Origin of the sequence: Micromonospora sp. NBC_01638 (assembly GCF_045209745.1) — a bacterium.
Lineage (GTDB): Bacteria > Actinomycetota > Actinomycetes > Mycobacteriales > Micromonosporaceae > Micromonospora.
Genome location: NZ_CP109273.1, coordinates 6,616,337 through 6,640,173, shown reverse-complemented (window position 1 = coordinate 6,640,173; position 23,837 = coordinate 6,616,337). Strand labels below are relative to the sequence as shown.

Here is a 23,837-nt window from a genome sequence, read left to right as displayed (position 1 = left end):
GGGTACGCGAAGAAGTCCACTGCGAACGGTGACACAAGATCGGGCCTCCGGCCGCGTTCAACAGCGCACCGGGGGTGCGCCGGCGGGCCACCGGGTTCGCGGAACAGTGGTTCCCGGGCGAGCGCGTGAGCCCGGAACCGGCATCCACGGCTATGGACGGCGGGGGTGGGGAGCCTTGGGCTGGCAGGTGGTGCAGAACTGGGCCGCCGGCCGGATCGCCAGCTGCTCGATCGGGATGTCGCTGTGGCACCTCTCGCAGGTTCCGTACCGGCCCTGTTCCAGGTAGTGCAGCGCCCGGGCGATGTCGCCCAGGGCCCGTCGCGACGCTGCGGCCAGCGCGGACGCGGCGGCCAGGTCGCCCTCGTCACCGGGTGCCTGGCGGGCCTGCCGGGCCAGCAGCGCGAGCTGGGTGCTGTGCCGCTCGTACTGCTCCTCCAGGACGATCCGCAGTACACCCAGCTCGTCCTGCCTGCTCACGACGTACACCTCGGAGTCCTTCCTGCTCATGAAAGAGCGGGCGGAGCGCTGTCGCGCTCCGCCCGCTGATGCCGGTCAGGCGAATGTGTTGGGACGACCATGGGGTGACCGGGTCCGGCGATCGCGAGCGACCGCCGGACCGACCAGGGCTCAGCGCAGCGGGTCGAAGGGGTGCAGCTCCGCAGGCTGCCGGCCCGTGGTGATCTGCTCGGCGAGCAGCTTGCCGGTGAGCGGGCCGAGGGTGATGCCCCACATGCCGTGGCCGCCGGCGGCGAAGACCCGCGGCGACCGGGTGCGGCCGATCAGCGGCAGCCCGTCCGGGGTGCAGGGGCGCGAACCGACCCATTCGTCGGTGCGGGCGTCCAGGTCGGCGCCGCGCAGCAGCGGTCGGGCGGCCTCGGCGATGGCCAGGACACGGCGACGGTCCAGGGGCGCCTCGGCGTTGCGGAACTCCATCATCCCCGCGACGCGCAGCCGGTCACCGAGCGGGGTGCACGCGACGCGCTGCGCCGGGAAGTACACCGGACCGGAGGGAACGTGCTCGAGCTGGATGCTGAAGCTGTAGCCGCGGCCGGCCTGCACGACGGTCCGGACCCCGAAGCGCCGGGCCAGGTCACCGAGCCAGGTGCCGGTCGCCAGCACCACCGCGTCGTAGCGCTCGTCCGCGCCGGCCGAGGTCACCACGCGGACCCCGGCTCCCTCGTCGTGAACGGTCACCACCTCCGCCCCGATCTCCAGCGCGCCACCGCGCGCCCGGACGGACTCGGCGAGTGCCTGCACGTACTCCCCGGGGTTGATGAACCGCTGGCCGTGGAGCCGGATCGCGGCGCCGATGCCGTCCGACAGCGAAGGCTCGACCTCGCGTGCCTCCGCCCCGGTCAGGACGTCGAATTCGATCTCCTGGCCGGCGGAGTGGATGTGCGCCAGCTCGTCGAGCAGGACCGACCGTTCGGTCTCGGTCCGGTACGCCGCGATGAACGACTTCGCCTCGTGCGTCGTCGCGTCGACCCCGCCGGCCGTCAGCGCGTCGAACGCGTCGAACGCGCGTCGGTTCATCGGGATGTACGCCCGCATTGCGGTCCGCCACTTGGCCGCGGTGCTGTGCCGGGTGAAGCCCGCCAGGAACCGCAGGAGCCGAGGGTCGGCGCGCGGCGGCACGTAGACCGGCGACGACGGGCTCAGGACGGCGCGCAGGCCGTAGCGGAGCACCGCCGGCTCCGGGAGGGGAGTGGTGATGCCGGGGGTGAGCCAGCCCGCGTTGCCCCAGGAGGCGCCGGCCGCCACACCCTTGCGGTCGAACACGGTGACCTGGATCCCCCGCTCCTGCAGGAACCAGGCGGTGGCCAGCCCGACCATCCCCGCACCGATGACGGCGACGCGCTGAGGGCTGGGCGCGGACTCGATGGCAGGCATCTTTGTCTCCTTCACGGCAACTGAGATCGGCCCCATCCTGTCTCCACTGCGGCGAAACGTCATTGTTCCGCCAGGCCAATGCTCGTCCGTACGATTGGTCGAAACGAACAATGCTGAGGCACAATTCGGTCATGATCACCGTGGCTGGCATCGTGGACGCCGTCGGCGCCGCCCTGCTCAAGGTCGTCGTCGCCGCCGGAGCGGCGGAGGTCCGCGACGTGACCCTCGCCGAACTCGACGAAGCGCCGATCGGTCAGAGCGGCGACCTCGTCCTCGGCGCGGGCATCGCCACCCCGGATCAGGCCCTTGCCGTGATCGAGCGCTGCGCGGCGGCTGCGGCGGCCGGCCTCGTCCTCAAGCCGCCGCTCGCCTCGCACCCCGACGTGACGTCGTCCGCCGCCGATCGTGACCTGACCTTGGTCGAGTTGCAGAGCCACGGGTCGTGGACCCAACTCGTCTGGCTGCTCCGCGGCGTGATCGACCGGGCCGTCGCGCCCGGCTCGCTGGAGACCGGGGAAACCGGGGTGTACGACGAGCTGTTCGCGCTCGCCGACGCGACCGCCGCCATCGTCGACGCGCCGGTGACGATCGAGGACGCCCAGTACCGGGTGATCGCCTACTCGTCGCGTCAAGATCGCACCGACTCCGCGCGGGTCTCGACCATCGTCGGACGGCGGGTTCCCGGTGATGTGATCGCACATTTCCGTTCCCGTGGCGTCTTCCGCGAGTTGGCGAAGGGTAGGCAGCTGATCTTCGTGCCGCAGGGTCCGGACGGGACGCTGCCCCGGCTGGTGATCCCGATCCGCGCCGGAGGTGAGCTGCTCGGCTCGATCTGGGCCGTCGTGGACGGTCCGGTGCCGGACGAGCGCCTGCGCGATCTCCAAGGCACGGCGTCCGTGCTGGCGCTGCACCTGCTCCGCCTCCGGGTGCAGGCGGACGTCGCCCGCCGGGTGTCCGCCGAACGCCTGAAGGCCGCCCTGCGTGCCCCCGCCCGGATGAGCCGCGAGGAACTCGGCCTGCCCCAGGGGCCGTGGCGGGTCGTCGCGCTCGGGGCGCACGGGGGGACCGAGGAGATCGTGCACAACCTGGCCCTGTGGGAGTCGATCACCCGTCGGCACGGTTGGCGCCAGCCGCTGATCGCCGACGTCGGAGACGTCCTGTTCGCCGTCGTGGTCGACCGGGGCGAGCTGCCCGGCTCCTGGCTCTGGATGGAGCGGCTGATCCGCGACATCGCCGTGCACGACTCGGGGCTGGGCGCCGGGTCCGGCGGCGTCGCCGCCGAGCTGACCGACCTGCCCCGATCACGCGCCGAGGCGGCGGAGCTGCTCGCGCTGCGCGGCTCGGCCCGGCAGCGCGGTTCCGTGCTGCGGTTCGAGGACGCCTGGGCCGACGTGGTGGTGCACCGCGTGGTCACCGCCGTACCGCAGCCCGACCTGCTGGTCGGCGGGCCGCTGCCCGCCCTCGTCGACCACGACCGCAGGCACGGCACCGACTACGTCGCCACGGTCGCCGCCTGGCTCGAGCAGCAGGGTGACCCGAACAAGGCGGCCCGGCAGTTGCACGTGCACCCCAACACGCTCCGGCACCGGATGCGCCGCCTCGCCGAGGTCGCCCACATCGACCTGGAGTCGCCGCGTACCCGGCTGGCGCTGCAGATCCAGCTCGCGGCGCGGCGGCCAGGGTCCTGACGGCCGGCTCGGCAGCGGACGCGGGGAGCGCCCCTCCATCACCTGCCGGGCGGCCCTGGGGTGCGCGGGTCAATGGGGCGGGCTGCCTGCTTCACGAGCCCGACAGACGCCGTCCGGCGCTGCCGTTTCGTCGGACAGGTTGTGGGCATCACGTTGTCTCGGGTGCGAGTACCAACATCGGTGGGCGAGCTTCGCCTACCTACCAGGAAAAGGACGAACCGCCATGGGGCGCGTTGAGGGAAAGACAGCGTTCATCACCGGGGCGGCGCGCGGCATGGGTCGGGCGCACGCGGTGCGGCTTGCTCAGGAGGGCGCGGACATCGTCGCGGTCGACCTGGCCCGGAACGAGCCGGACCTCGATTACCGCCAGGGCACGCCGGCAGATCTTGCCGAGACCGCCGCCCTGGTCGAGGCTGCGGGCCGGCGGATCATCGCACGCACAGCCGACGTGCGTGACCAGGGTGCACTTGATGCCGCGGTCGCCGAGGCGACCGAGAAGTTCGGCGGGATCGACATCCTCGTCTCGAACGCCGGCATCGCGAACCAGAACCCCGCTCTCGAGTTGACCGACAAGCAATGGCAGGACATCCTCGCAGTCAACCTCGTCGGCGCCTGGCACGCGGTCAAGGCCGTCGTGCCAGGGATGATCGAGCGTGGCCGCGGCGGATCGGTCGTCATCATCAGCTCCACGGCCGGGCTCATCGGCGCTCCGAACCAGGCCCATTACACCGCGTCGAAGCATGGGCTCCAGGGGCTCATGGGCACCCTCGCGAACGAGCTGGGGGAGCACAACATCCGGGTGAACACCGTCAACCCGGGGATGGTCAACACCGAGATGGCGATGAACGAACGCCTGCTGAGGGCGTACATCCCCGGTGTGGAAACCCCGACCCTCGACGACGTGGCCCGGGTCTTCGGCGGCCTGGCCCTGCTACCGGTGGCGTGGGTGGAGCCCGAGGACGTGAGCAACGCGATGCTCTGGCTGGCGTCGGAGGAGTCCCGCTACGTCACCGGGGTCGCGATTCCCGTGGATGCGGGCCTGCTCGCGAAGTTCTGATTCCCCGCGACCGACGGTGATCGCGTCACGGGCTGTCAGCGCCCGGTGGACTGACCTGCGGCGAGCAGCCGCTTGATCTCTGCGGCGGCCGGATGGGCCGGTGCGACGGCCAGAAAACGCCGCAGCGTCTGCTCCGCCTCGGCGGACCGGCTGTTCCGCTGCGCCAGCCCCAGCACCAGCAGGCCGTCGGGGGAATCCGGCTCGCGGGCCAGGACCTCTCGGGCGGTTCGTTGCGCGCCGACGCCGTCGCCGGCCCGCAGCAGCGCGAAGGCGAGCCGCAGGCGGATCCCATCGTCGGGCCGATCCCGCAACGCCTCCTGGTACATCTGCGCCGCGGCGTCGTACCGGTTCTGCGTCTCGAGGTCGTGGGCGAGCTGGAGGGCGACCGCGACCGGGTCGGCCGGGGCCGGCCGGGCGGGCGGGTCGAGCCGGTCGGCGACGACCGCGACGGACGCCACGAGCGCCACCACGCCCACCGACGCCACCCGCCACACCCGCCGCGCGCCCCGGGCGTCCGGTCGCCAGGGCGCGGCGGGACGGGCCCGGGCGGCGCCGGGCCGCAGCGTCCGCCGGGCCGCCCAGCCGCCGCCCAGCAGGGCCAGCAGGGGTACGCCCCACAGCAGCAGCCGGACCCCGCGAGCCGGCGGATCGGTCAGCACGTCCGCGCCGTACCGCTGGACGAACCACCGCCGGATCTCGTCGCGGTCCCGCCCCTGGGCGACCTGGTCCGTCACCACCTGCCGCATGGCCGCCGCGATCGGTGACCGGGAGTCCGCCACCGACTCGCCCTGGCAGGCCGGGCAGCGCAGCTCGGCGGCGACCGCGAGGACCGGGTCCGGCCGGCCGTGGTCGTCCGCCGAGCGGGCCAGCCCCACGCCGGCCGCGACGGCCAGTGCGCTGAGCACGAACGCCACCACCAGGGAATGTCGCCTGGATCCCGTCGAGATTCGGGAGACGCGCCCCAAGGCGCGCCGCCAGCTCATCCGGCCAGCAGCGGCGTGATCCGCTGCTCCAGCCACTGCCGGGTCACCACGCCCTGCCACCGGTCGACGAGCCGGCCGTCGCGGCCCACCACGAACGTCTCCGGTACGCCTCGCACCCCCCACTCGACCGCCCGGGTGCCGTCCGGGTCCGGCACCACGGTGAGCCCCGTCGCGCCGGTGTCGTCGAGCAGTGCCCGGACCGCGTCGGTGCCGTCGCGGATGTTCAGCCCGACCAGCCGCAGGCCGCGCGTGGACCAGGTCCGTTCGGCGTCCACCAGCAGCGGCAGCTCGTCGCGGCAGGGCCCGCACCAGGAGGCGAACACGTTGACCAGCACCACCTGGCCCCGCACGTCGGCGAGCGCGAAACGGCCACCATCCAGGGTGGCCCCGGACAGTGCCGGGGCGGGCCTGCCCGCCACCGCCGGAGTCTGCTCGGGATTCGACGGGTCGGGCGCGCGCAGGCCGACGACGACCAGCGCGCCGACGGCGACCGTGAGCGCGAGCACCATCGCCGGACCCGTCCGCAGCCACCCGGGGCGCCGCAGGGCCGGGCGCCTCACGTCTCGGCTCCGGCGCCGACCGCCACCGGGGTGGGCCGCGGGTGCTCGCCGCGGTCGGCCGGCCGGGTCCGTGAGCGGGCGGTGGCGGCGGCCGCGAGCAACCCGCCGGCGGCGGTCAGCGCGCCGCCGGCCCAGAGCAGGCCGACCAGCGGGTTCACCGCCAGCCGTACGGTGGCGCTGCCGCTGTCCGCGGCGACGGCGATCAGCGTGACGTACGTGTCGCCCAGCAGGCCGGCGCGGATCGCGGGCACCGTGACGGCGGTGTCCCGGGCGGGGTGGTAGCGCAGCGCCGGGGTCAGCGCCGGAGCGGCCCGGCCCGATGCGGTGACCGCCAGCCGGGCCCGCACCGTCATGGTTTCCTCGCCGCCGGTGCGCTCCACGCCGTCCAGGCGGACCGCGACGTCGCCGACTCGCAGGGTCTCGCCGACCCGCAGCGTCCGTTCCGCGTCCCGGGCGTACGCCGACGATCCGGCCACGCCGACCGCGACGAGGGCGAGCCCGGCGTGTGCGGCCAGCCCGCCGAGCCGGCCGGGTCGCCGGTGCGGGCCGGACCGCCGCAGCCGGTGGGCCGCCTCCCCGGTCAGGCCGGTGAGGACGAATCCCGCCGCACCGAACGCGGTGAGCGCGGCCAGGCCGGGCCGGCTGAGCAGGCCGACCAGGGCCACGGTGCCCAGACCGGCGCCGGCGGGAACGGCGAGCCGCCGCAACGCCGCCGAGCGGTCGCGGACCCGCAGCGCGGGCGCCACACCCATCACCAGGAGCACCACGACCGCCAGCGGCACCGCGGTCCGCTGGTAGTAGGCGGGCCCCACCGAGGCGCGCGTGCCACTGACCGGGGCGGACAGCAGCGGCAGGATCGTGCCGATCAACACCACTGCGGCGATGGTCACCAGGAGTACGCCGTTGACCAGCGCGAGGGTGGGGCGGGACAGCGCCGGTGGGCGCCCAGGACGGGCCGGCTCGGGGGCCCGACGGCCGGTCAGGACGGTCGACGCGAGCACCGCCAGCAGCACGAAGCCGAGCAGCATCGGGCCTAGCGGCGAGTCGGTGAAGGCGTGCACGCTGGCCACCGCGCCGGAGCGGGTGAGGAAGGTGCCGAGCAGTACCAGCAGGAAGCTGGCACAGGCCAGCGCGCTGTGCCAGGCGGCCCGGCCGCGTACGAGGGTGGTGTGCAGGAACGCGGTGGCGGTCAGCCAGGGCAGCAGGGAGGCGTTCTCCACCGGGTCCCATGCCCAGTAACCGCCCCAGCCCAGTACCGCGTACGACCACCAGGCCCCCAGGCCGATGCCGCCGGTGAGTGCGGCCCAGGCGACCAGCGCCCACGGGCGGGCCACCCGCACCCAGCCCGCGCCCTCCCGCCCGGCCAGCGGCGCTGCCAGCGCGAAGGCGAACGGTACGACCAGGCCGAGGTAGCCGGCGTAGAGCAGCGGCGGGTGCACACCCATGGCCGGGTGCTGTTGCAGCAGCGGGTTCGGCCCGGGGCCGTCGACCGGGACCGGGCTCATCGAGCGGAACGGGTTCGCGGCGAAGGTGGACAGCGCGAAGAAGAAGAGCATGACCACGCTGACCACCACCATGGCGTACGCGTGCAGCCGGGGCGGGTACGCGCGCCGGGCCAGCAGCGCCGCGTACCCGCCGAGGACCAGCAGCCACAGCAGCAGCGAACCGTCCAGTGCGGACCAGAGGCTGGTCACCGTGTGGTAGAGCGGGACGTGCCGGCCACCGTTCTCGGCTACGAACCGTACGCTGAAATCGTGCCGTAGCAGCGCCGTCTCCAGCAGGGCGCAGGCCAGGGCGGCGGCGGCCAGGCTGGCGGCGGTGCCGATCCGGGCGGTGCGCACGGCCGTGCCGAACAGGGCCACCCGCAGCCAGAGCAGCGCGGTCAGGGTCGCGCAGGCCAGCCCGACGGCCAGCCCGGCGGTGCCGAGGTCACCGAGCATCGACGGGAGCCACGGGTGCGGACGACGGCTGGTACTCGTTGCCGTGGCGGACCACCACCTGATCCGAGCGGAACACGCCGTCGGTGGACAGGGTGCCCTCGACGATCGCCTCGGTGCCCTCCCGGAACGTCTCCGGAGGTGCGCCGCGCTGCTCGACGGTGATCTCGTGACTGCCCTCGGCGAGGCGGAACACGACCAGGTCACCGTCGTGGCGCAGCGATCCGGGCACCACGTCGCCGCCGAGGCGGACCCGGTGCCGCGCGACGTCCGGGTCGGCGAGCAGTTCGCCCGGCGTCCGGTAGTACGTGACGGTGTCGCGGAGCGCGCTGGTGACCAGCAGCCCGCCGGTGGCGAGCAGCACCGCGAGGAGGGCCACCCGGCCCGCCCGGCGGCGCATCATCCGACGTCCATCGGGGTTCGCTCGGCGGCGGGGGAGGGCTCGGCACCCAGGCGGCGCTCCAGGCAAACCACGCGGTGCAGCAGGACGTAGGAGCCGGCGAGGGTCGCGGCGGCCACGGCCAGCAGCAGCGCGGTGGCCATCCGGGGGTCGATCGGGGGCCGGTGCGGCGCCAGTATCGTCGCCTGCTGGTGCAGCGAACGCCACCAGACGACGGAGAAGTGCACCACGGGTATGAGGAGGGAGCAGGCCACCCCGACGACGGCGGCGGGCTTCGCCACCCGGTGGTCACCCCCGTCGCGCGCCCCCGTCCGCTCGACCAGCGTCCGGCGCACCGCCAGGTAGCCGCCGTAGGCGAGCAGCAGCAGGGCCGTGCTGACCAGGCGGGGGTCCCAGGCCCACCAGGTGCCCCAGACCAGGTGCCCCCAGAGGGCACCGGTGGCGATGGCGGCGGCGGTGAGCACCACCCCCAGCTCCGCCGCCGCCCGGGCGAACCGGTCCCAGCGCAGGTCACCACCTATCAGGTACGCCCCGCTGGCCGCGAGCACGACCGCGAACGCGGCGTACGCCACCCAGGCGGCGGGGACGTGCAGGTACATCAGCCGCTGCGCGTCGCCCTGCAGTTGGTCGGGGGGTGCGAGCCACCCGCCGGCCACCGTGGCCGCCGCGGCGAGCCCACCGGCGGCCCACGCCATCGTCCGACGCGCGGCGGCCGCTCTGGCGGTGTCCGCGGCCAGGTCCACCGTGGAGGGTTGCATGATCTCCCTGTCCGCGTCCCGGAGGCGCTTTACCGCTGTCCGCGTCCCGGAGGCGCTTGACCGAAGGTGGGGACTGGAGCCCACCATAAGGGTCTCAACCCCCTATTCTTCTGCGTTCGGAATAAAAGGGATGAAGTCGGACGACCGCGGCTAGGGTTCTCCCCGGTGAAGACGACGGCGGAGACCAGTTCACGCCCGGCCCGGCGGCAGCGCCGACCCCGGCCGGTGCTGCCGCTGCTGTCCGGCGTGCTGCTGCTCGCCGGCTGCTCCGGCAACAGTCCGTCGGCGTTGAATCCCGCCGGTGCCGGGGCGACCCGGGTCAACGGCCTCTGGTGGCTGCTGTTTTGGATCTCCGTGGCGGTGTTCGCCGAGGTCATGGCGCTGCTCGCCTGGGCGCTGGTGTTCCGGCGGGGCGCCGCCCGGGTGCGCCACAGCCAGCCGCTGCGGTTCGTGGCGATCGCCGGAGCCGGGCTGCCGTTCATCATCCTGGTGGCCGTCTATGGAGTCGGCCTGCGGGATCTCGCCGCGCTCGGTGCCGGGCCCGGCCGGGACGCGTTGACCGTGGAGGTCACCGGGCACAAGTGGTGGTGGGAGGTGCGCTATGAGGGCTCCTCCGGAGCCACTGCCAACGAGATCCACATTCCGGTGGGGGAGCGGGTCAGGGTACGTCTGCGGACCGACGACGTGCTGCACAGCTTCTGGGTGCCACAGCTGATGCCGAAGACGGACCTCATCGCCGGCGAGACCCGGGAGACCTGGCTGGAGGCGCGCCAGGCCGGTCGCTACCGTGGCCAGTGCGCCGAATACTGCGGCACCCAGCACGCCCACATGGCGTTCCTCGTGGTGGCGCAGCCCCGGGCCGACTTCGACACCTGGCGGGCCCGGCTGGACGCCCCGGCCCCGGCGCCCCGGACCGACGCCGAACGGCGGGGTCAGCAGACCTTCGTGCAGGGCACCTGCGCCGCCTGCCACTCGATCCGGGGTAGCGGCGCCCAGGGGCGGGTGGGGCCCGACCTGTCGAACGTAGGTTCCCGGTGGAGCATCGGCGCCGGCGCGGTGCCCAACGACGCCGGGCACCTCGGTGGTTGGATCGCCAACTCCCAGACCGTCAAGCCGGGCAACGCCATGCCCCCGCAGCCCGTCGACGCTGCCCGGCTGCCCGACCTCATCGTCTACCTGCGGTCACTGGAGTAGGGGCATGTCCACGACCACCAGCACACCGTCCGGCGTCAGCCGGGACGACCTGGCCCGGCTCACCGAGCACTGGGACGAGCCCCGGTCGCTGCGCGCCTGGTTCACCACCGTGGACCACAAGAAGATCGGTCGACGCTACCTGGTCACTGCCGGATTCTTCTTCGCCCTCGCCGGGCTCAGCGCCCTGATGATGCGTACGCAGCTCGCCAGGCCCGAGGCGGGCATCCTGTCGCCGCAGGAGTACAACCAGCTCTTCACGATGCACGGCACGGCGATGATCTTCCTGTTCGCCACCCCGATGCTGTTCGGCTTCGGCAACTTCCTCGTCCCGTTGATGATCGGCGCCCGGGACATGGCGTTCCCGCGGCTGAACGCCTTCGGCTACTGGGTGTTCCTCTTCGCCGGGCTGTTCATGTGGGCGAGCCTGCCGTTCGGGGCGGCGCCGAACAACGGCTGGTTCGCGTACGCGCCGCTCAGCGACGTGCGCAACAATCCCGGCCTGCACATGGACGTCTACACGCTCGGCCTGCTCTTCCTCGGCATCTCCACCACCTCGGCGGCGATCAACTTCATCGTCACCGCGCTCAAGCTGCGCGCGCCGGGGATGTCGCTCAACCGGGTGCCGTTGTTCGTCTGGGCGATCGTGGCCACCGCGTTCATGGTGGTCTTCGCGTTGCCGGCGTTGAACGCGGACAACGCGCTGCTCTTCCTCGACCGCCGGTTCGGCGCCCACTTCTTCGACCCGTCCGCCGGCGGGAACGTGCTGCTCTGGCAGCACCTGTTCTGGATCTTCGGGCATCCCGACGTGTACATCATCGTGATGCCGGCGCTGGGCATCGTCTCCGCCGTGCTGCCCGCGTTCACCCGCCGGGGGGTCGTGGGCTACCCGTTGATCGTGCTGGCGATCGTCGCGATCTCCGTCATCTCGTTCGGCGTCTGGGTGCACCACATGTTCGCCACCGGGCTGCCGCAACTGTCATACAGCTTCTTCAGCGCGGCCAGCACGGTCATCACCATCCCCTCCGGGATCCAGATCTTCGCCTGGCTGGCCACCATGCTGCTCGGCCGGCTGGTGCTCCGGGTGCCGCTGCTGTTCGTCATCGGGTTCATCGTGACCTTCGTGCTCGGTGGCTTCACCGGCGCCATGTTCGCGCTGACCGCATTCGACCAGCAGGTCACCGACTCGTACTTCGTGGTGGCCCACTTCCACTACGTGCTGATCGGCGGGGCCGTCTTCCCGATGCTCGCCGGCCTCTACTACTGGCTGCCGAAGATGACCGGCCGGATGTACAACGAGCGGCTCGGCCGGTGGTCCTTCTGGCTGTTCTTCATCGGCATGCACGTCACGTTCTTCCCCATGCACCTGTACGGCCTGTTCGGCATGCCCCGACGGGTCTACACATACGGTGGCGACCTGGGCTGGAATGTGGGAAACCTGATCAGCACCGTCGGGGCCTACCTGCTCGGGGTCAGCCTGCTGCTGGTGCTCATCGGGGTGGTGCACACGGTGCGGTGGGGCCGGCCGGCGCCGGCGGACCCGTGGGAGGGTGACACTCTGGAGTGGTCGGCGGCCTCACCGCCCGAGCCGTACAACTTTCCCGTCATCCCCCGGGTGCACAGCGTGCATCCCGTCTGGGACGAGCGCACCACAGAGTCGATCACCTCCGGAGCGACCGAGGACCGGATCCTCAGCGACGGCCGGCGCACCCTGTTCACCAGCGAGTTGGACGCGCGCCCCGAGCGGGCGGTGGAGATGCCGGAGTCCTCCTTCAAACCGCTCATACTCGCCGGCGCGCTGCTGGTTTTCTTCATCGCCATGCTGCTGGCCTGGTACCCGATCGCCATCATCGCCGCGCTGGCGGTGCTGGCGACCATCGCGGCCTGGCTCTGGCCGGCGCACTGCCCCGACGAGGAACTCGGAGTCGCGTCATGACGGACCGGGGCGGCATCGTGACCGCGGCCACCGGCGCCGAGGCGCTGAGCACGGAACTGCCGGTCGGCCGGCCCACCGGCTGGTGGGGCATGGTGATGTTCGTGGCCACCGAGGCCACCCTCTTCGCCTGCCTGCTGGGCAGCTACTTCTACCTCCGCTTCCAGTACGGCCCGCAGTGGCCGCCCCCCGGCATTGACAAGCCGAAGCTGCTCATCCCGCTGGTGATGACCGCGGTGCTGGTGCCCAGCAGCCTGCCCGTGGTCTGGGCCGAACACGGCATCCGGCGTGGCCAGCGCTGGCGCCTGCAGGCCGGCCTCGCCGCGACCCTGGTGATGGGGCTGTCCTTCATGGCCCTGCTGGCCATCGAGTACCACGAGGACCTGGCGCGCTTCACCATGACCACCAACGTCTACGGCTCGTTGTTCTACGTCGTCACCGGATTCCACGGGCTGCACGTCCTGGTCGGCCTGACCATGATCGGCTGGCTGCTCGCCGCCTCCCTGCGCGGGGGCAGTTTCGGCGCCCACCGCCACGAACGGGTCCGCAACGTCGCCATCTACTGGCACTTCGTCGACACGGTGTGGGTAGCCATTCTGTTCACCATCTACCTCTCCCCGCGGCTGTGATGAGCGTCCAGCCCGGTCCCCGGGTCCGCCTGGCCGGCGGGCTGCTGCTCTGGTACGGCGTGCTCGGCGGCGCCGTCGCCTGGGCGGTGCACCTGCTCGCCGCCTGGAGCCTGGACGAACTGGCCTGCGCCGCCGGATCCGACCGGGTCTCCGGCCTGCCGCTCTGGCAGGCCGTCGGCATCGCCGTGGTCGTTCCGGCCGTGGCCACCGCGGGATCGCTCCTGGTGGCCGCGCTCATCTGGCGGCGGACCGCGCAGGCGCAGTCGGCCGGCGATGAGGACCGCGCGATCGGCCGTTCCCGGATGCTCGCCGTGGTGGGCCTCTGGGCGAACCTGATGTTCCTCACGATCATCGTGCTCGGTGGGGTCGCCGTGCTGGTGTTTCCACCATGTCAAGGGTGAGCGGCTACGGGGCCCACGGGCCCGGCCCGAGCGACGTCGCGGACGGCCTGCTGACGATGCTGGTCGTCGCCGTGCTCTGTCTGATCGCGGCCGGCTACGGCCGGGGCGTGCAGGAGCTGTGGGCACGCCGGGGCCGGGGCCGGATCGTGTCGGGTTGGCGGGTGGCCGCGTTCGCCGGCGGGCTGCTGGTGGTGCTGGCGGCCGACCAGGGGCCGCTGCACCGGCTGGCGGAGGCGTCCTTCGCCGGGCACATGGCCCAGCACATGCTGTTCGTGCTGGTGGCCGGCCCGCTGCTGGCGGCCGGCACGGCGGGGCTGCCACTGACCCTGGCCGCGCCCCGGTCGCTGCGCCGGCTGCTGGCCCGCTGGCGGGCCGCCGGGCCGCTGCGCTGGTTGCGCCGCCCGGCCCGGTACGCCCTGCTGGCCGGAGCGGGGCAGACCGCCGCCCTGTGGCTGTGGCACCTGCCCGGCCCGTACGTCGCCGCGGTGGACCACCCGGTCGTGCACGCCGCGGAGCACCTGAGCCTGGTGGCGGCGGCCTGGCTGCTGTGGGTGCCCGTGCTCGGCGCGGCTCGGCACCACACCCCCGCGCCAGTGTCGGTGCTGCTGTTGGTCGGCACCATGCTGCCCGCCTCCGCCCTCGGCGCGGCCCTCACCTTCGCCCCCGAACCGGTCTATCCGGCGCGCGTCCTCGGCCCCGAACCGCTGGCCGATCAGCAGCTCGCCGGGCTGCTGATGTGGGCACCGATGGACCTGGTCGTGCTGGTGGCGGCGTTGTCGGTCTTCCTGGGCTGGCTGCTGCGCCTGGAGCGGGAGCGACCCGACCGTCTGGTCGCGGCACGCCCGGGCCGGCCCGCGGCGACCGGCGCCGCAGACGCAAGGGACGGTGCGTTGACATCCTCCCGGTTGAAGGAGTCCTGATGAGCCGTCGTCTCTGGATGCTGGGAGCCCTGCTGGCGGCGCTGCCGGTCGTCGCCGCGACCGGCTGCGCGTCGACATCGCCACCACCGCCGCCCGAGTCCCGCGCCGGCCGGCCGGACCGGGGTGCGCAGTTGATCGCCCAGTACGGTTGCGGCTCGTGCCACACCATCCCCGGCATCGGGCGGGCCGACGGGCTGGTGGGGCCGCCGTTGACCCGCTTCGGCGCCCGTTCCTACGTCGCCGGGGAGCTGCCCAACAACGCGGACAACCTGCAACGGTGGATCACCGACCCGCAGGCCGTCGAGCCGGGTACCGCCATGCCGAACCTGGGCGTCAGCGCGATCGACGCGCAGGACATCGCCGCGTACCTCTACACCCTGGACTGACGGATGCGACGACGAGAGGTGACCCTGCCCGCCCTGCACCCGCGCCGGATTCTTGCGGCCGGGTCCGTCCTGGTGCTCGCCGTGGGTCCGGTGGCGTTCGCGTCCGCGCCCGGCCCGGCCACCCCGACCCCGGCCGCCACCGACCTGGGCACCCAGCTCTACCTGGAGCAGTGCGCGAGCTGCCACGGCCCGCAGGGGCAGGGGTCGCAGCGGGGACCGTCCCTGCTCGGCGTCGGCCCCGCCTCGGTGGATTTCCAGCTCTCCACCGGCCGGATGCCCCTGTCGCAGGAGGTGCCACAGGCCGAACGCCGGCCGCCGGTCTTCTCCGCGGAGGAGATCTCGGCGCTGGTCGGCCACGTGGCCAGCTTCGGCGGCGGTGGCCCGCAGATCCCCCGCGTCGCGCCCGGCGACATCGTGTCCGGCCGGGAAATCTTCGCCGCCAACTGCGCGCCCTGTCACGGGGCGACCGGCTCGGGCGCCGTACTCACCAACGGCTGGATCGCGCCGCAGCTGTACGACGCTTCGGCCGTCCAGGTCGCCGAGGCGGTCCGGGTCGGGCCCGGGCTGATGCCGGCCTTCCCGAGCCAGGTGCTCACCGACCGGCAGGTGGACGACCTGACCGGCTACGTGCGGCGGCTGCGCAGCGAACGGCTGGACCGGGGCGGCGAGCCGCTGGGCCGGCTGGGTCCGCTGGCCGAGGGTCTGCTCGCCTGGGTGGTGGTGCTCGCACTGCTGGTCGGTGCCGTGCGGTGGCTGGGCCGGAGGGCGGGACAGTGAGGGGCCGGACTCCGTCGCGGGCCGAGCGGGCCGCGAGCCGTCGGATCGTCGGCGCGTTCCTGGTGAGCGCCGCCGGGGCGGTCGGCTTCGCGGTGACGTACGGGCTGGGCGGCGACACCCAGTGGGAGGGGGTGTGCCTGGCGGTCGCCTTCGCCGGCCTCGCGGTGGGACTCGCGGTCTGGTCCCGGCGGCTGATCCCGACCGGCGGCTACGTCGAGGAGCACGAGGGTTTCACCCCGCCCCCGGCCGAGCAGGCGATGACCGCAGCCGTGTTCCACGAGCCGGACAGCCCGACCCGGCGGTGGGGTCTGCTCGCGGCGCTCGGGTTCGCGCTGACCGCCCTCGGCGTCGCCGCGCTGTTCCCGCTGCGCTCCCTGCTCCCGTGGGACCGGCAACGCCCGGGGCGGGCGCTGAAGGACACCCCGTGGGGGCCGGGCGTCCGGCTGGTCGACGGCGAGGGACGGCCGTTGCGGCCGGCGGATGTGCCCGCCGACACGCTGGTCGGGGTCTTCCCCGAGGGAAACCTCGACATCGGGGATGCTCCCGCGTTCGCGGTCCGCCTCGACCCCGAGCGGTTCACCCGCCAGCCCGCCGGTGGGCACCTGGGCGGACTGGTCGTCTGGTCGGTGCTCTGCACCCACGCCGGCTGTCCGGTACGGCTCTACCTGAAGGGCACCGGACGGGTGCTCTGCCCCTGCCACCAGTCGTCGTTCGACCTGCTGGCCGGTGCCCGGCCGGTCGCGGGCCCCGCGGCGCGGCCGCTGCCAGGGCTGCCGATCGAGGTCGGCCCGGACGGCTTCCTCCGGGCCACCGACGACTTCACCTCGCCACCCGGCGCGGGATTCTGGAGCCGGCCATGATCATCGATGGCCTGGCCCGGGCACTGGACGACCGGCTCCGGCTCTCCCCGATCACCCGCCGGGCGCTGGCGAAGGTCTTTCCCGACCACTGGTCGTTCATGCTGGGCGAGATCGCGCTCTACTCGTTCGTCGCGCTGATCCTCACCGGCGTCTACCTCACCTTCTTTTTCGACGCCAGCTCCGCCGACCGGGTCTACCAGGGCTCCTACGCCCCGCTGGACGGCGCGACCACCTCCGCCGCGTACGCCTCCACGGTGCGGCTGAGCTGGGACGTGCGGGCCGGCCTGCTGATCCGGCAGACCCACCACTGGGCGGCGCTGGTCTTCGTCGCGGCGATCGTGATGCACCTGGCCCGGATCTTCTTCACCGGGGCCTTCCGCAAGCCGCGCGAGCTCAACTGGCTGATTGGCGTGACCATGCTCACCCTCGCCCTGGCCAACGGCTTCACCGGCTACTCGCTGCCCGACGACCTCCTCTCCGGGCTGGGTCTGCGGATCCTCACCTCGGTGGTGGAGTCCATCCCCCTGGTCGGGACGTGGCTGGCCGCGCTGGCTCTGGGCGGCGAGTTCCCCTCCGACGCGATGATCCCCCGGTTGTTCGTCACCCACGTGCTGCTCGTACCGGCCGTCCTCGTCGCTCTCGTCTCGCTGCACCTGGGCATCCTGGTGCGGCAGAAGCACTCCCAGTTCCCGGGCCCGGGTCGGACCGAGCACAACGTGGTCGGATCACGGCTCTGGCCGGGGTACGCCCTGCGCTCGCTCGCCCTCTTCCTCTGGCTGCTCGCGGTGCTGTTCGCCCTCGGCGGGCTGGTCCAGATCAACCCGGTCTGGCTGTACGGCCCGTTCGAGCTGGCCCAGTCCACCTCACCGGCCCAGCCGGACTGGTACATCGCCTGGGGCGACGGCGCGCTGCGCCTGTTCCCGTCGTGGGAGTTCCGCATCGGCGGGTACCTGGTGCCGCAGCCGTTCTTCCCCGGCGTCGTCCTCGGCGGGCTGACCTTCGTCGCGCTCTACCTGTGGCCGTTCGCCGAACGGCTGCGCACCGGCGACCGCCGCCAGCACCAACTGCTCGACCGGCCCCGGGACCACCCGGTCCGGCTCGGCATCGGCGTAGGCGCCCTGACCTTCTTCGTGGTCCTCGTGGTGGCCGCGGGCGACGACATCCTCGCCCGGCTGCTCCGGGTGCCGGTCTACGATCTGCTGTCGCTGTTCCGGGTTCTGGTGCTCGTCCTGCCGTTCCTGACCGGTGCGCTCGCGTTCTTCATCGCCCGGGCGCTGCGTCGCGGGGAGGCGGCCTCGCTCGGCGAACTCACCCGGGCCGACCTGCGCCGGGCGGCCCGTCCCGCGCCCCGTCGCCCGAGCGGCGAGGGCGAACCCGAGGTCCCCGTCCTGGACCGGCCGGGGGAGCGGATCGAGCTGTGGCCGGTGGGGGAGGTGTGGCGGTGGCGCTACCGGGACGAGGCTGGGCTGACCCTCACCGCCAACCGGGCGGTCAGGTCGGAGGAGGAAGCGGTCGAGGCCGCCCGGCTGGCGTACCCCGGTGTGGACAGGGTGGTGGTGCCGGGACCGCCTTCGCCGCCGGTCCGGGCGGTCCGGGCGGCCCTGCGCCGCTGGGGGCGCGCGGTGGCCGTCGGGTCGTTGCTCATCGCGGCGCTGATCGAGCGCCGGCGGGACCGCCGCCGCCAGCGCGACGGCGACGACGAGTCGCCTTCGACGAAGAAGGCGGAAATCACCTCGGGCGACGGTGACCCGACGTGTCTACCGTGATCCAGGCCTTACGCCTTTGCACGATCGTGCCGCAGCCCGCCGTTGCGGGAGTTCGATCCGGCCGTGGGCCGCGGCGCTGCTCATCGCGCCGAGCCAAACCGGGCATTCCGCCTCGTTTGGGAACGAACATGTGTTTAGCTGTTGAAAAGGTGGTGCCCTGCGCCGGAAAGGGATTGGCATGCACGGACGTGAGCTGCGTGGTCTGTTGCATCCGTTCCTCCTGCTCCTGATCTTCGAGCGGCCCGGTCACGGGTACGACCTGATCGACCGGCTCCGGGACCTGGGACTGGCCGATGTGGAATCCGGCCATGTCTACCGCGTGCTGCGCGGCCTGGAACGCGACCGGTCGCTGGTCTCCGGGTGGGAGACCGCCGAAGCGGGGCCGGCCCGCCGGTGCTACCAGCTCACCGCCAAGGGCCGTGACGATCTCCGGTCGTGGACCGTCCAGCTGGCGCAGCTCGACCAGGTCATCGGCGCCTGTCTGCGCCGCTCGGCGGGCGCCTTCCAGAGGGCGCATCCCGGCGGCGCTGACCGGTACGTCGCTGCCCGACCCTGAATGGAGGAGCATGGAGTCGTCTGTCCTGCCGGCCGTTGGCCGCGCGTTCGCCCGCCGGGTGGCACCGGCGCAGGCGCTCGCCGGCGACGCGCCGCAGATCGCCCGGGCCTGCTACGAGATGGCCGTACGCTTCCATCGCGGCGGAAAGCTGATCGTCTTCGGCAACGGCGGGCCGGCGACCGACGCCCAGCACATCGTGGTGGAGTTCGTTCACCCGGTCATCGTGGGCAAGCGAGCCCTGCCGGCGATCTCGCTGACCAACGACGCCGCCACCCTCACCGGGATCGCCCGGGCGGAGGGCTTCGACGAGGTGTTCGCGGCTCAGCTGCGCCTGCTCGCCGCCCCGGAGGACATCGCGCTCGGCCTGTCCGCCGATGGCCGGTGCACCAACGTGCGGCGCGGTCTGGCGACGGCCCGCGACCTCGGTCTCCTCACCGTCGGGCTCCTCGGTGGCGATGGTGGTGACATCGCTCGGGACGCCGTCGCCGACCACGTCGTCGTCGCCCGCACCGAGGACCCGTGCATCGTCAAGGAGGTGCACGTGACGATCTATCACATCCTGTGGGAGTTGGTGCATGTGTTGTTCGAGCAGCCCGGACTGCTGGAGCCGGAGCTGGTCCGGTGAACCCACAGCCGGTGACGACGACCTGGGCCGTGCCCGAGTGCCACGACGACGTGTGCATCACCTGTTCGGATGCGGCGGTCGCCGTCCGGGTACGGGAGGTGCTGGCCGGCGGCTTGGCGATTGTCGACACGGACGCCGGGCCGGAGGAGGTCAGCGTGGCCCTGGTCGACGCGGGACCGGGCGACGTGGTGCTGGTGCACGCCAAGGAGGCCATCGCCGTGGTGGAGAAGCGGTCGTGAGCGCGAGGAGTGAGCCGGGTCTGCGAGCTCCGCAGCCGCGAGCTGAGGTGGCCCCGTGAGCGCCGGGATCGAGGGCGCGATCGGAGCGCTCTACCCGTTCCTGGACACCCGACCGACCGACGTGGACGCGGTGCTCGCCGAGGTGGCGCAGTCCACCGCGACGAAGGCAGCGGAGATCGTCGCCCTGCGCGAATCCCTTGTCGCCGAGCACGGGCAGCAGCTGGTCGACTGCGCCCGCCGGTGCTCCGCGGCTTTCCGGGCCGGCGGCACGCTGTTCGCGTTCGGCAACGGCGGCAGCAGCACCGACGCGCAGGACATCACGCAGTTGTTCCTGCACCCACCGGCGGCCGCCCACCCGTTGCCGGCCATCTCATTGGCCCACGACGTCGCGTTGATCACCGCACTCTCCAACGACGTGGGGTTCGAGGTGGTCTTCGCCCGGCAGCTGGCGGCGTTCGGCCGGGCCGGGGACATCGCGGTCGGGCTGTCCACCAGCGGCGGATCGAACAACGTGCTGCGCGCATTCGAGGAGGCGTCCCGGCGCGGCATGCTCACCATCGGGCTCGCCGGGTACGACGGCGGCCGGATGGCCGAGTCCGAGTTCGTCGACCACCTGTTCGTGGTGCCGTCGGCATCGGTGCACCGGGTCCAGGAGGCGCAGACGACGGTCTACCACGTGCTCTGGGAACTCACCCAGCAGGCGCTGGCCGACGAACTCTGACCGGTCGTCATGGACCTGGCCAGCGTGCGGCGGGTGCACGTCCGCGTCGAGGGCATCGTGCAGGGGGTGGGCTTCCGGCCGTTCGTGCACGCGCTCGCCACCGAGTACGACCTGGCCGGCTTCGTCGGCAACGACACCGCGGGCGTCTTCGTGGAGGTCGAAGGGGACGGGGAACGGCTGGCTGCCTTCGTGGCCGACCTCGGTCGGCGGGCGCCGACCCTCGCCGAGGTCGAGCGGCTCACCACCGAGCCGGTCCCGCCGACCGGCCGGCCCGGCTTCGCCATCGTCAGCAGCGTCATCGGCGCCGGCCGGGACGCCCTGATCTCCCCGGACACCGCCACCTGCCCGGACTGCCTCGCCGAGCTGGCCGACCCGGCGGACCGGCGCCATGGCTACCCGTTCACGAACTGCACCAACTGCGGCCCGCGGTTCACGATCGTCGAGGACGTCCCGTACGACCGCCGCACCACCACCATGGCCGGGTTCCCGCTCTGCGTCGAGTGCACCGCCGAGTACGCCGACCCGCGGAACCGCCGCTTCCACGCCGAGCCGGTGTGCTGTCCCGCCTGCGGTCCGGCCCTCCGGTTCGTCACCGCCGACGGCGCCCCGGTCCCCGGTGACCCCCTGGACACCGCCGTACGGTGGCTGCGGGACGGCCGGATCGTCGCGGTCAAGGGCCTCGGCGGCTACCACCTGGCCGCGAGAGCCGACGACGATCGGGTCGTCACGACGCTGCGCGCCCGCAAGCACCGCGAGGAGAAGCCGTTCGCCGTGATGGCCGCCGACCTGCCGACGGCACGCACCCTGGTCGACGTGGCGGCGGCGGCCGAGCCGGTGCTCACCGGCGCCCGCCGTCCCGTGGTGCTCCTGCCCCGCCGCGCCGACGCCCCGGTCGCCGGGTCGGTGGCGCCGGGCAACCGCGAGCTGGGGGTGCTGCTGCCGTACACGCCGGTGCACCAGCTGCTGCTCGGGCGGCTGGGCATGCCGATCGTACTGACCAGCGGCAACGTCTCCGACGAACCGATCGCGCACCGCGACGACGACGCCCGTCGCCGGCTTGCGCCGATCGCGGACGGCTTCCTCGTGCACGACCGGCGGATCCACGTCCGGACCGACGACTCGGTGGTCCGCGTGTTCCGCGGCCGGGAACTGCCGGTACGGCGGTCCCGCGGTTACGTGCCCGCCCCGATCACGTTGCCGTGGCGGTTCGACCGGCCGGTGCTGGCCTGCGGCGCGGAGCTGAAGAACACCTTCTGCGTGGCGAAGGGACGGCGCGCGTTCGTGTCGCACCACATCGGCGACCTGGAGAACTACGAGACGCTGCGGGCGTTCACCGACGGCATCGCGCATTTCACCCGGCTCTTCGACGTCCGGCCGGCGGTCGTCGCCCACGACCTGCATCCCGAGTACCTGTCCACAAAGTACGCCCTGCAGCGCGATGACGTCGAACTGCTCGGCGTCCAGCACCACCACGCCCACATCGCGTCCTGCCTGGCCGACAACGGCGACCCCGGCCCGGTGATCGGCGTCGCCTTCGACGGTCTCGGTTACGGCCCGGACGGCACCCTCTGGGGCGGGGAGTTGTTAATCGCGGACCTCACCGGGTTCGAGCGGGTCGGTCACCTCGGCGCGCTGCCGATGCCGGGTGGGGCCGCAGCGGTACGCGAACCGTGGCGGATGGCGGCGGCCTACCTCGACGAGATCTACGGCGACGCCGTACCAAAGCTGCCGGTGCTGCGCCGGCACGAGCGGCAGTGGCCCGCGGTGGTGGCGCTGGCGCGGACCGGGACGAACTCGCCGCGTACCTCCAGCGCCGGCCGGCTTTTCGACGCCGTCTCGGCGCTGCTCGGCCTGCACGACCGTGTCACGTACGAGGGGCAGGCCGCGATCGCCCTGGAGCAGCGGGCCGACCGTGACGAGCACGGCGGCTACCCGGTTGAGGCGGGCGGCCCCGTGCCGCTGCTGGAGGCCGGGCGCGGGCTGGTCCGGTGCGTGGTCGACGACCTGCTCGCCGGCGTGGATCCCGGCCGGATCGCCGCACGCTTCCACCATGGCCTGGCGGACGCCGTGGTCCGGTCGGCCGGAGCCGTCCGGGAGAACACGGGACTGACCACCGTCGCGCTCTCCGGCGGGGTCTTCCAGAACGTGCTGCTGCTCGACCGGGTGGTGAGCGGGCTGGAGCGGGACGGCTTCCGGGTGCTGGTGCACTCGCGGGTGCCACCCAACGACGGTGGTATCTCACTCGGCCAGGCCGTGTTGGCCGCGGCGTGGGCCGCACCGGCCGGCTGACCTCGCGGCGCGATCAGCGGTGGCCGCGGCGCGCGCCGTGCCCGCCGGGTGGCCGCGGCGCGCGCCGTGCCCGCCGGCTGGCCCCGCGACCGCCGTCAGCAGATGCGGGGGAGTGGGTCGCCGACCAGCATGTCGACCACCCGGGTGCCCCCGAACGCGGTCCTGAGCAGCACCATTCCGGGCGGGTCGGCGGCGACGCGGCCGATCACCGCCGCACCTTCGCCGAGCGGGTGGCCGCGCAGCGCCGCCAGAGCGGCGTCCGCCTGCGTGCCGTCCACCACGGCCACCAGGCGTCCCTCGCACGCCACGTAGAGCGGGTCGATGCCGAGCAGCTCACAGGCGCCGGTCACGGCCGGACGCACCGGTACGGACGCCTCGTCGACGATGACGGAGACCTGCGCCGCCTGCGCCATCTCGTTGAGGACGGTCGCCACACCGCCGCGGGTGGCGTCGCGCAGCAGCCGCACCCCGGGAGCCGCGTCCAGCAGGGCGTCCACCAGTCCGGGCAGCGCCGCGGTGTCCGAGGCGAGGTCGGCGGCGATGTCCAGTTCGCCGCGGGCGAGCATGATGGTGATTCCGTGGTCGCCGATCGGCCCGGAGACGACGACCGCGTCACCCGGGCGGATGTGCGCGGCGCCCAGGCTCAGCGGCCGCTCCAGCACCCCGACGCCGGCCGTGCTGACGTAGCAGCCGTCGGCCTTGCCCCGCTGCACCACCTTCGTGTCGCCGGTGACGACCTGGACTCCGGCGCGCGCGGCGGCGGCGGCCATGGAGGCGGTGATCCGCCGCAGGTCGGCGACGGGGAAGCCCTCCTCCAGGATGAACCCGGCCGACAGGTACAGCGGCCGGGCACCGCTGACCGCGAGGTCGTTGACGGTGCCGTTGACCGCGAGGTCGCCGATGTCCCCGCCGGGGAAGAACAGCGGCGACACCACGTACGAGTCGGTGGTGAACGCCAGCCGGCCGGTGCCCACGGAGAGCACGGCGGAGTCTTCGAGCGCCTCCAGCGTCGGGTTGCGGAACGCCTCGACGAACAGCCCTTCGACCAGGCTGTGCGTCGCCTTCCCACCCGCGCCGTGCGCGAGCGTGATCCGGCTCTCCCGAATCTTCGGCGCGCGCCGGCGGGCCCGTTCGATGCGCTTCAGCACCTGCTGCTCCGGCGACAGCCGCCCCGGCTCGCGCTCGGTCGTCGCCTCCGCCTCGGCCACCGGGCGCTCGGCCCGCCCGGCGGTGCGTTCGGTCGTCATCGGAATTGCGGCGTGGAAACTCGG

At 73.1% G+C, this 23,837-nt stretch carries 24 protein-coding genes; 16 read left to right on the top strand and 8 right to left on the bottom strand.

The genetic code is table 11. The annotated features are described in order from the left end of the window. Positions 1-150: 150 nt before the first annotated feature. Together OG811_RS30855 and OG811_RS30850 are read right to left on the bottom strand one after the other, a co-directional pair. Entirely contained in the window at positions 151-477 is a 327-nt protein-coding gene (locus tag OG811_RS30855; RefSeq protein ID WP_406070774.1) for a TraR/DksA family transcriptional regulator, read from the bottom strand. A 150-nt stretch (positions 478-627) separates the two neighbouring features. Next, on the bottom strand, positions 628-1,890 hold the full coding sequence (locus OG811_RS30850; protein ID WP_406070772.1) for an NAD(P)/FAD-dependent oxidoreductase: 1,263 nt from the start codon (positions 1,888-1,890) through the stop codon (positions 628-630). Positions 1,891-2,021: 131 nt separating this feature from the next. Between OG811_RS30850 and OG811_RS30845 the strand changes: the two genes are divergently transcribed. Together OG811_RS30845 and OG811_RS30840 are read left to right on the top strand one after the other, a co-directional pair. Then, positions 2,022-3,578 (top strand): PucR family transcriptional regulator, encoded by a 1,557-nt coding sequence (locus tag OG811_RS30845; protein ID WP_406070771.1) that lies wholly within the window; start codon positions 2,022-2,024, stop codon positions 3,576-3,578. 223 nt (positions 3,579-3,801) lie between these two features. Continuing rightward, positions 3,802-4,635 (top strand): mycofactocin-coupled SDR family oxidoreductase, encoded by an 834-nt coding sequence (locus OG811_RS30840; protein WP_406070769.1) that lies wholly within the window; start codon positions 3,802-3,804, stop codon positions 4,633-4,635. A gap of 35 nt (positions 4,636-4,670) precedes the next feature. Here OG811_RS30840 and OG811_RS30835 read toward each other — a convergent pair whose 3' ends face one another. From OG811_RS30835 to ccsA, 5 genes are all read right to left on the bottom strand, one after another. Next, the gene (locus OG811_RS30835) at positions 4,671-5,540 is read right to left on the bottom strand and encodes a cytochrome c-type biogenesis protein CcmH (RefSeq protein ID WP_406070768.1); all 870 of its coding nucleotides are present in this window, start codon (positions 5,538-5,540) and stop codon (positions 4,671-4,673) included. 74 nt (positions 5,541-5,614) lie between these two features. Beyond that, entirely contained in the window at positions 5,615-6,178 is a 564-nt protein-coding gene (locus tag OG811_RS30830) for a TlpA family protein disulfide reductase (RefSeq protein WP_406070767.1), read from the bottom strand. Further along, positions 6,175-8,118 (bottom strand): heme lyase CcmF/NrfE family subunit, encoded by a 1,944-nt coding sequence (locus tag OG811_RS30825; protein WP_406070766.1) that lies wholly within the window; start codon positions 8,116-8,118, stop codon positions 6,175-6,177. Before OG811_RS30825 ends, OG811_RS30830 begins: the two co-directional genes overlap by 4 nt. After that, on the bottom strand, positions 8,108-8,518 hold the full coding sequence (locus OG811_RS30820) for a cytochrome c maturation protein CcmE (RefSeq protein ID WP_406070764.1): 411 nt from the start codon (positions 8,516-8,518) through the stop codon (positions 8,108-8,110). The genes OG811_RS30825 and OG811_RS30820 overlap by 11 nt, the downstream gene beginning before the upstream one ends. Then, positions 8,515-9,273, bottom strand: coding sequence for a cytochrome c biogenesis protein CcsA (gene ccsA, locus OG811_RS30815; RefSeq protein ID WP_406070762.1), 759 nt, complete (start codon positions 9,271-9,273; stop codon positions 8,515-8,517). Before ccsA ends, OG811_RS30820 begins: the two co-directional genes overlap by 4 nt. Before the next feature lie 165 nt (positions 9,274-9,438). On the opposite strand from ccsA, the gene coxB reads away from it, so the two are divergent. From coxB to hypF, 14 genes are all read left to right on the top strand, one after another. Then, positions 9,439-10,467: a cytochrome c oxidase subunit II gene (coxB, locus tag OG811_RS30810; RefSeq protein ID WP_406070760.1), complete on the top strand. Its 1,029-nt coding sequence runs from the start codon at positions 9,439-9,441 to the stop codon at positions 10,465-10,467. Positions 10,468-10,471: 4 nt separating this feature from the next. Then, on the top strand, positions 10,472-12,400 hold the full coding sequence (gene ctaD / locus OG811_RS30805) for a cytochrome c oxidase subunit I (protein ID WP_406070759.1): 1,929 nt from the start codon (positions 10,472-10,474) through the stop codon (positions 12,398-12,400). After that, positions 12,397-13,026, top strand: a complete 630-nt coding sequence (locus OG811_RS30800; RefSeq protein WP_406070758.1) for a heme-copper oxidase subunit III — start codon at positions 12,397-12,399, stop codon at positions 13,024-13,026. The genes ctaD and OG811_RS30800 overlap by 4 nt, the downstream gene beginning before the upstream one ends. After that, a complete protein-coding gene (locus OG811_RS30795) occupies positions 13,026-13,427 on the top strand; it encodes a hypothetical protein (RefSeq protein WP_405431444.1) in 402 nt (133 codons plus the stop codon). The genes OG811_RS30800 and OG811_RS30795 overlap by 1 nt, the downstream gene beginning before the upstream one ends. Continuing rightward, on the top strand, positions 13,424-14,347 hold the full coding sequence (locus tag OG811_RS30790) for a cytochrome c oxidase assembly protein (RefSeq protein WP_406070757.1): 924 nt from the start codon (positions 13,424-13,426) through the stop codon (positions 14,345-14,347). Before OG811_RS30795 ends, OG811_RS30790 begins: the two co-directional genes overlap by 4 nt. Continuing rightward, on the top strand, positions 14,347-14,733 hold the full coding sequence (locus OG811_RS30785) for a c-type cytochrome (RefSeq protein WP_355392089.1): 387 nt from the start codon (positions 14,347-14,349) through the stop codon (positions 14,731-14,733). The genes OG811_RS30790 and OG811_RS30785 overlap by 1 nt, the downstream gene beginning before the upstream one ends. Before the next feature lie 3 nt (positions 14,734-14,736). Further along, entirely contained in the window at positions 14,737-15,510 is a 774-nt protein-coding gene (locus tag OG811_RS30780) for a c-type cytochrome (RefSeq protein ID WP_406070754.1), read from the top strand. Further along, entirely contained in the window at positions 15,507-16,370 is an 864-nt protein-coding gene (locus OG811_RS30775; protein ID WP_406070752.1) for a Rieske 2Fe-2S domain-containing protein, read from the top strand. The genes OG811_RS30780 and OG811_RS30775 overlap by 4 nt, the downstream gene beginning before the upstream one ends. Further along, on the top strand, positions 16,367-18,136 hold the full coding sequence (locus tag OG811_RS30770) for a cytochrome bc complex cytochrome b subunit (protein ID WP_406070751.1): 1,770 nt from the start codon (positions 16,367-16,369) through the stop codon (positions 18,134-18,136). Before OG811_RS30775 ends, OG811_RS30770 begins: the two co-directional genes overlap by 4 nt. Before the next feature lie 178 nt (positions 18,137-18,314). Then, a complete protein-coding gene (locus OG811_RS30765; RefSeq protein WP_406070750.1) occupies positions 18,315-18,692 on the top strand; it encodes a helix-turn-helix transcriptional regulator in 378 nt (125 codons plus the stop codon). A gap of 10 nt (positions 18,693-18,702) precedes the next feature. Further along, entirely contained in the window at positions 18,703-19,317 is a 615-nt protein-coding gene (locus tag OG811_RS30760; protein ID WP_406070748.1) for an SIS domain-containing protein, read from the top strand. Further along, on the top strand, positions 19,314-19,556 hold the full coding sequence (locus OG811_RS30755; protein ID WP_406070747.1) for a HypC/HybG/HupF family hydrogenase formation chaperone: 243 nt from the start codon (positions 19,314-19,316) through the stop codon (positions 19,554-19,556). Before OG811_RS30760 ends, OG811_RS30755 begins: the two co-directional genes overlap by 4 nt. 55 nt (positions 19,557-19,611) lie before the next feature. Beyond that, positions 19,612-20,277 carry an SIS domain-containing protein gene (locus OG811_RS30750; RefSeq protein WP_406070745.1) on the top strand — a complete coding sequence of 222 codons (666 nt, stop codon included), beginning with the start codon at positions 19,612-19,614 and terminating at the stop codon, positions 20,275-20,277. Positions 20,278-20,286: 9 nt separating this feature from the next. Further along, positions 20,287-22,566, top strand: a complete 2,280-nt coding sequence (gene hypF / locus OG811_RS30745) for a carbamoyltransferase HypF (RefSeq protein ID WP_406070743.1) — start codon at positions 20,287-20,289, stop codon at positions 22,564-22,566. A 95-nt stretch (positions 22,567-22,661) separates the two neighbouring features. Here the strand turns inward: hypF and hypE are convergent, their stop codons facing one another. Further along, positions 22,662-23,813 carry a hydrogenase expression/formation protein HypE gene (hypE, locus tag OG811_RS30740; protein ID WP_406070742.1) on the bottom strand — a complete coding sequence of 384 codons (1,152 nt, stop codon included), beginning with the start codon at positions 23,811-23,813 and terminating at the stop codon, positions 22,662-22,664. Between the last annotated feature and the right edge of the window lie 24 nt (positions 23,814-23,837).

Bases quoted from the DNA above. Each gene is read 5' to 3' on its own strand.
- OG811_RS30850 (WP_406070772.1), bottom strand. From the start codon at position 1,890: ATGCCTGCCATCGAGTCCGCGCCCAGCCCTCAGCGCGTCGCCGTCATC.
- OG811_RS30845 (WP_406070771.1), top strand. From the start codon at position 2,022: ATGATCACCGTGGCTGGCATCGTGGACGCCGTCGGCGCCGCCCTGCTC.
- OG811_RS30840 (WP_406070769.1), top strand. From the start codon at position 3,802: ATGGGGCGCGTTGAGGGAAAGACAGCGTTCATCACCGGGGCGGCGCGC.
- OG811_RS30825 (WP_406070766.1), bottom strand. From the start codon at position 8,118: ATGCTCGGTGACCTCGGCACCGCCGGGCTGGCCGTCGGGCTGGCCTGC.
- OG811_RS30820 (WP_406070764.1), bottom strand. From the start codon at position 8,518: ATGATGCGCCGCCGGGCGGGCCGGGTGGCCCTCCTCGCGGTGCTGCTC.
- ccsA (WP_406070762.1), bottom strand. From the start codon at position 9,273: ATGCAACCCTCCACGGTGGACCTGGCCGCGGACACCGCCAGAGCGGCC.
- ctaD (WP_406070759.1), top strand. From the start codon at position 10,472: ATGTCCACGACCACCAGCACACCGTCCGGCGTCAGCCGGGACGACCTG.
- OG811_RS30800 (WP_406070758.1), top strand. From the start codon at position 12,397: ATGACGGACCGGGGCGGCATCGTGACCGCGGCCACCGGCGCCGAGGCG.
- OG811_RS30795 (WP_405431444.1), top strand. From the start codon at position 13,026: ATGAGCGTCCAGCCCGGTCCCCGGGTCCGCCTGGCCGGCGGGCTGCTG.
- OG811_RS30785 (WP_355392089.1), top strand. From the start codon at position 14,347: ATGAGCCGTCGTCTCTGGATGCTGGGAGCCCTGCTGGCGGCGCTGCCG.
- OG811_RS30780 (WP_406070754.1), top strand. From the start codon at position 14,737: ATGCGACGACGAGAGGTGACCCTGCCCGCCCTGCACCCGCGCCGGATT.
- OG811_RS30770 (WP_406070751.1), top strand. From the start codon at position 16,367: ATGATCATCGATGGCCTGGCCCGGGCACTGGACGACCGGCTCCGGCTC.
- OG811_RS30765 (WP_406070750.1), top strand. From the start codon at position 18,315: ATGCACGGACGTGAGCTGCGTGGTCTGTTGCATCCGTTCCTCCTGCTC.
- OG811_RS30760 (WP_406070748.1), top strand. From the start codon at position 18,703: ATGGAGTCGTCTGTCCTGCCGGCCGTTGGCCGCGCGTTCGCCCGCCGG.
- hypF (WP_406070743.1), top strand. From the start codon at position 20,287: ATGGACCTGGCCAGCGTGCGGCGGGTGCACGTCCGCGTCGAGGGCATC.
- hypE (WP_406070742.1), bottom strand. From the start codon at position 23,813: ATGACGACCGAACGCACCGCCGGGCGGGCCGAGCGCCCGGTGGCCGAG.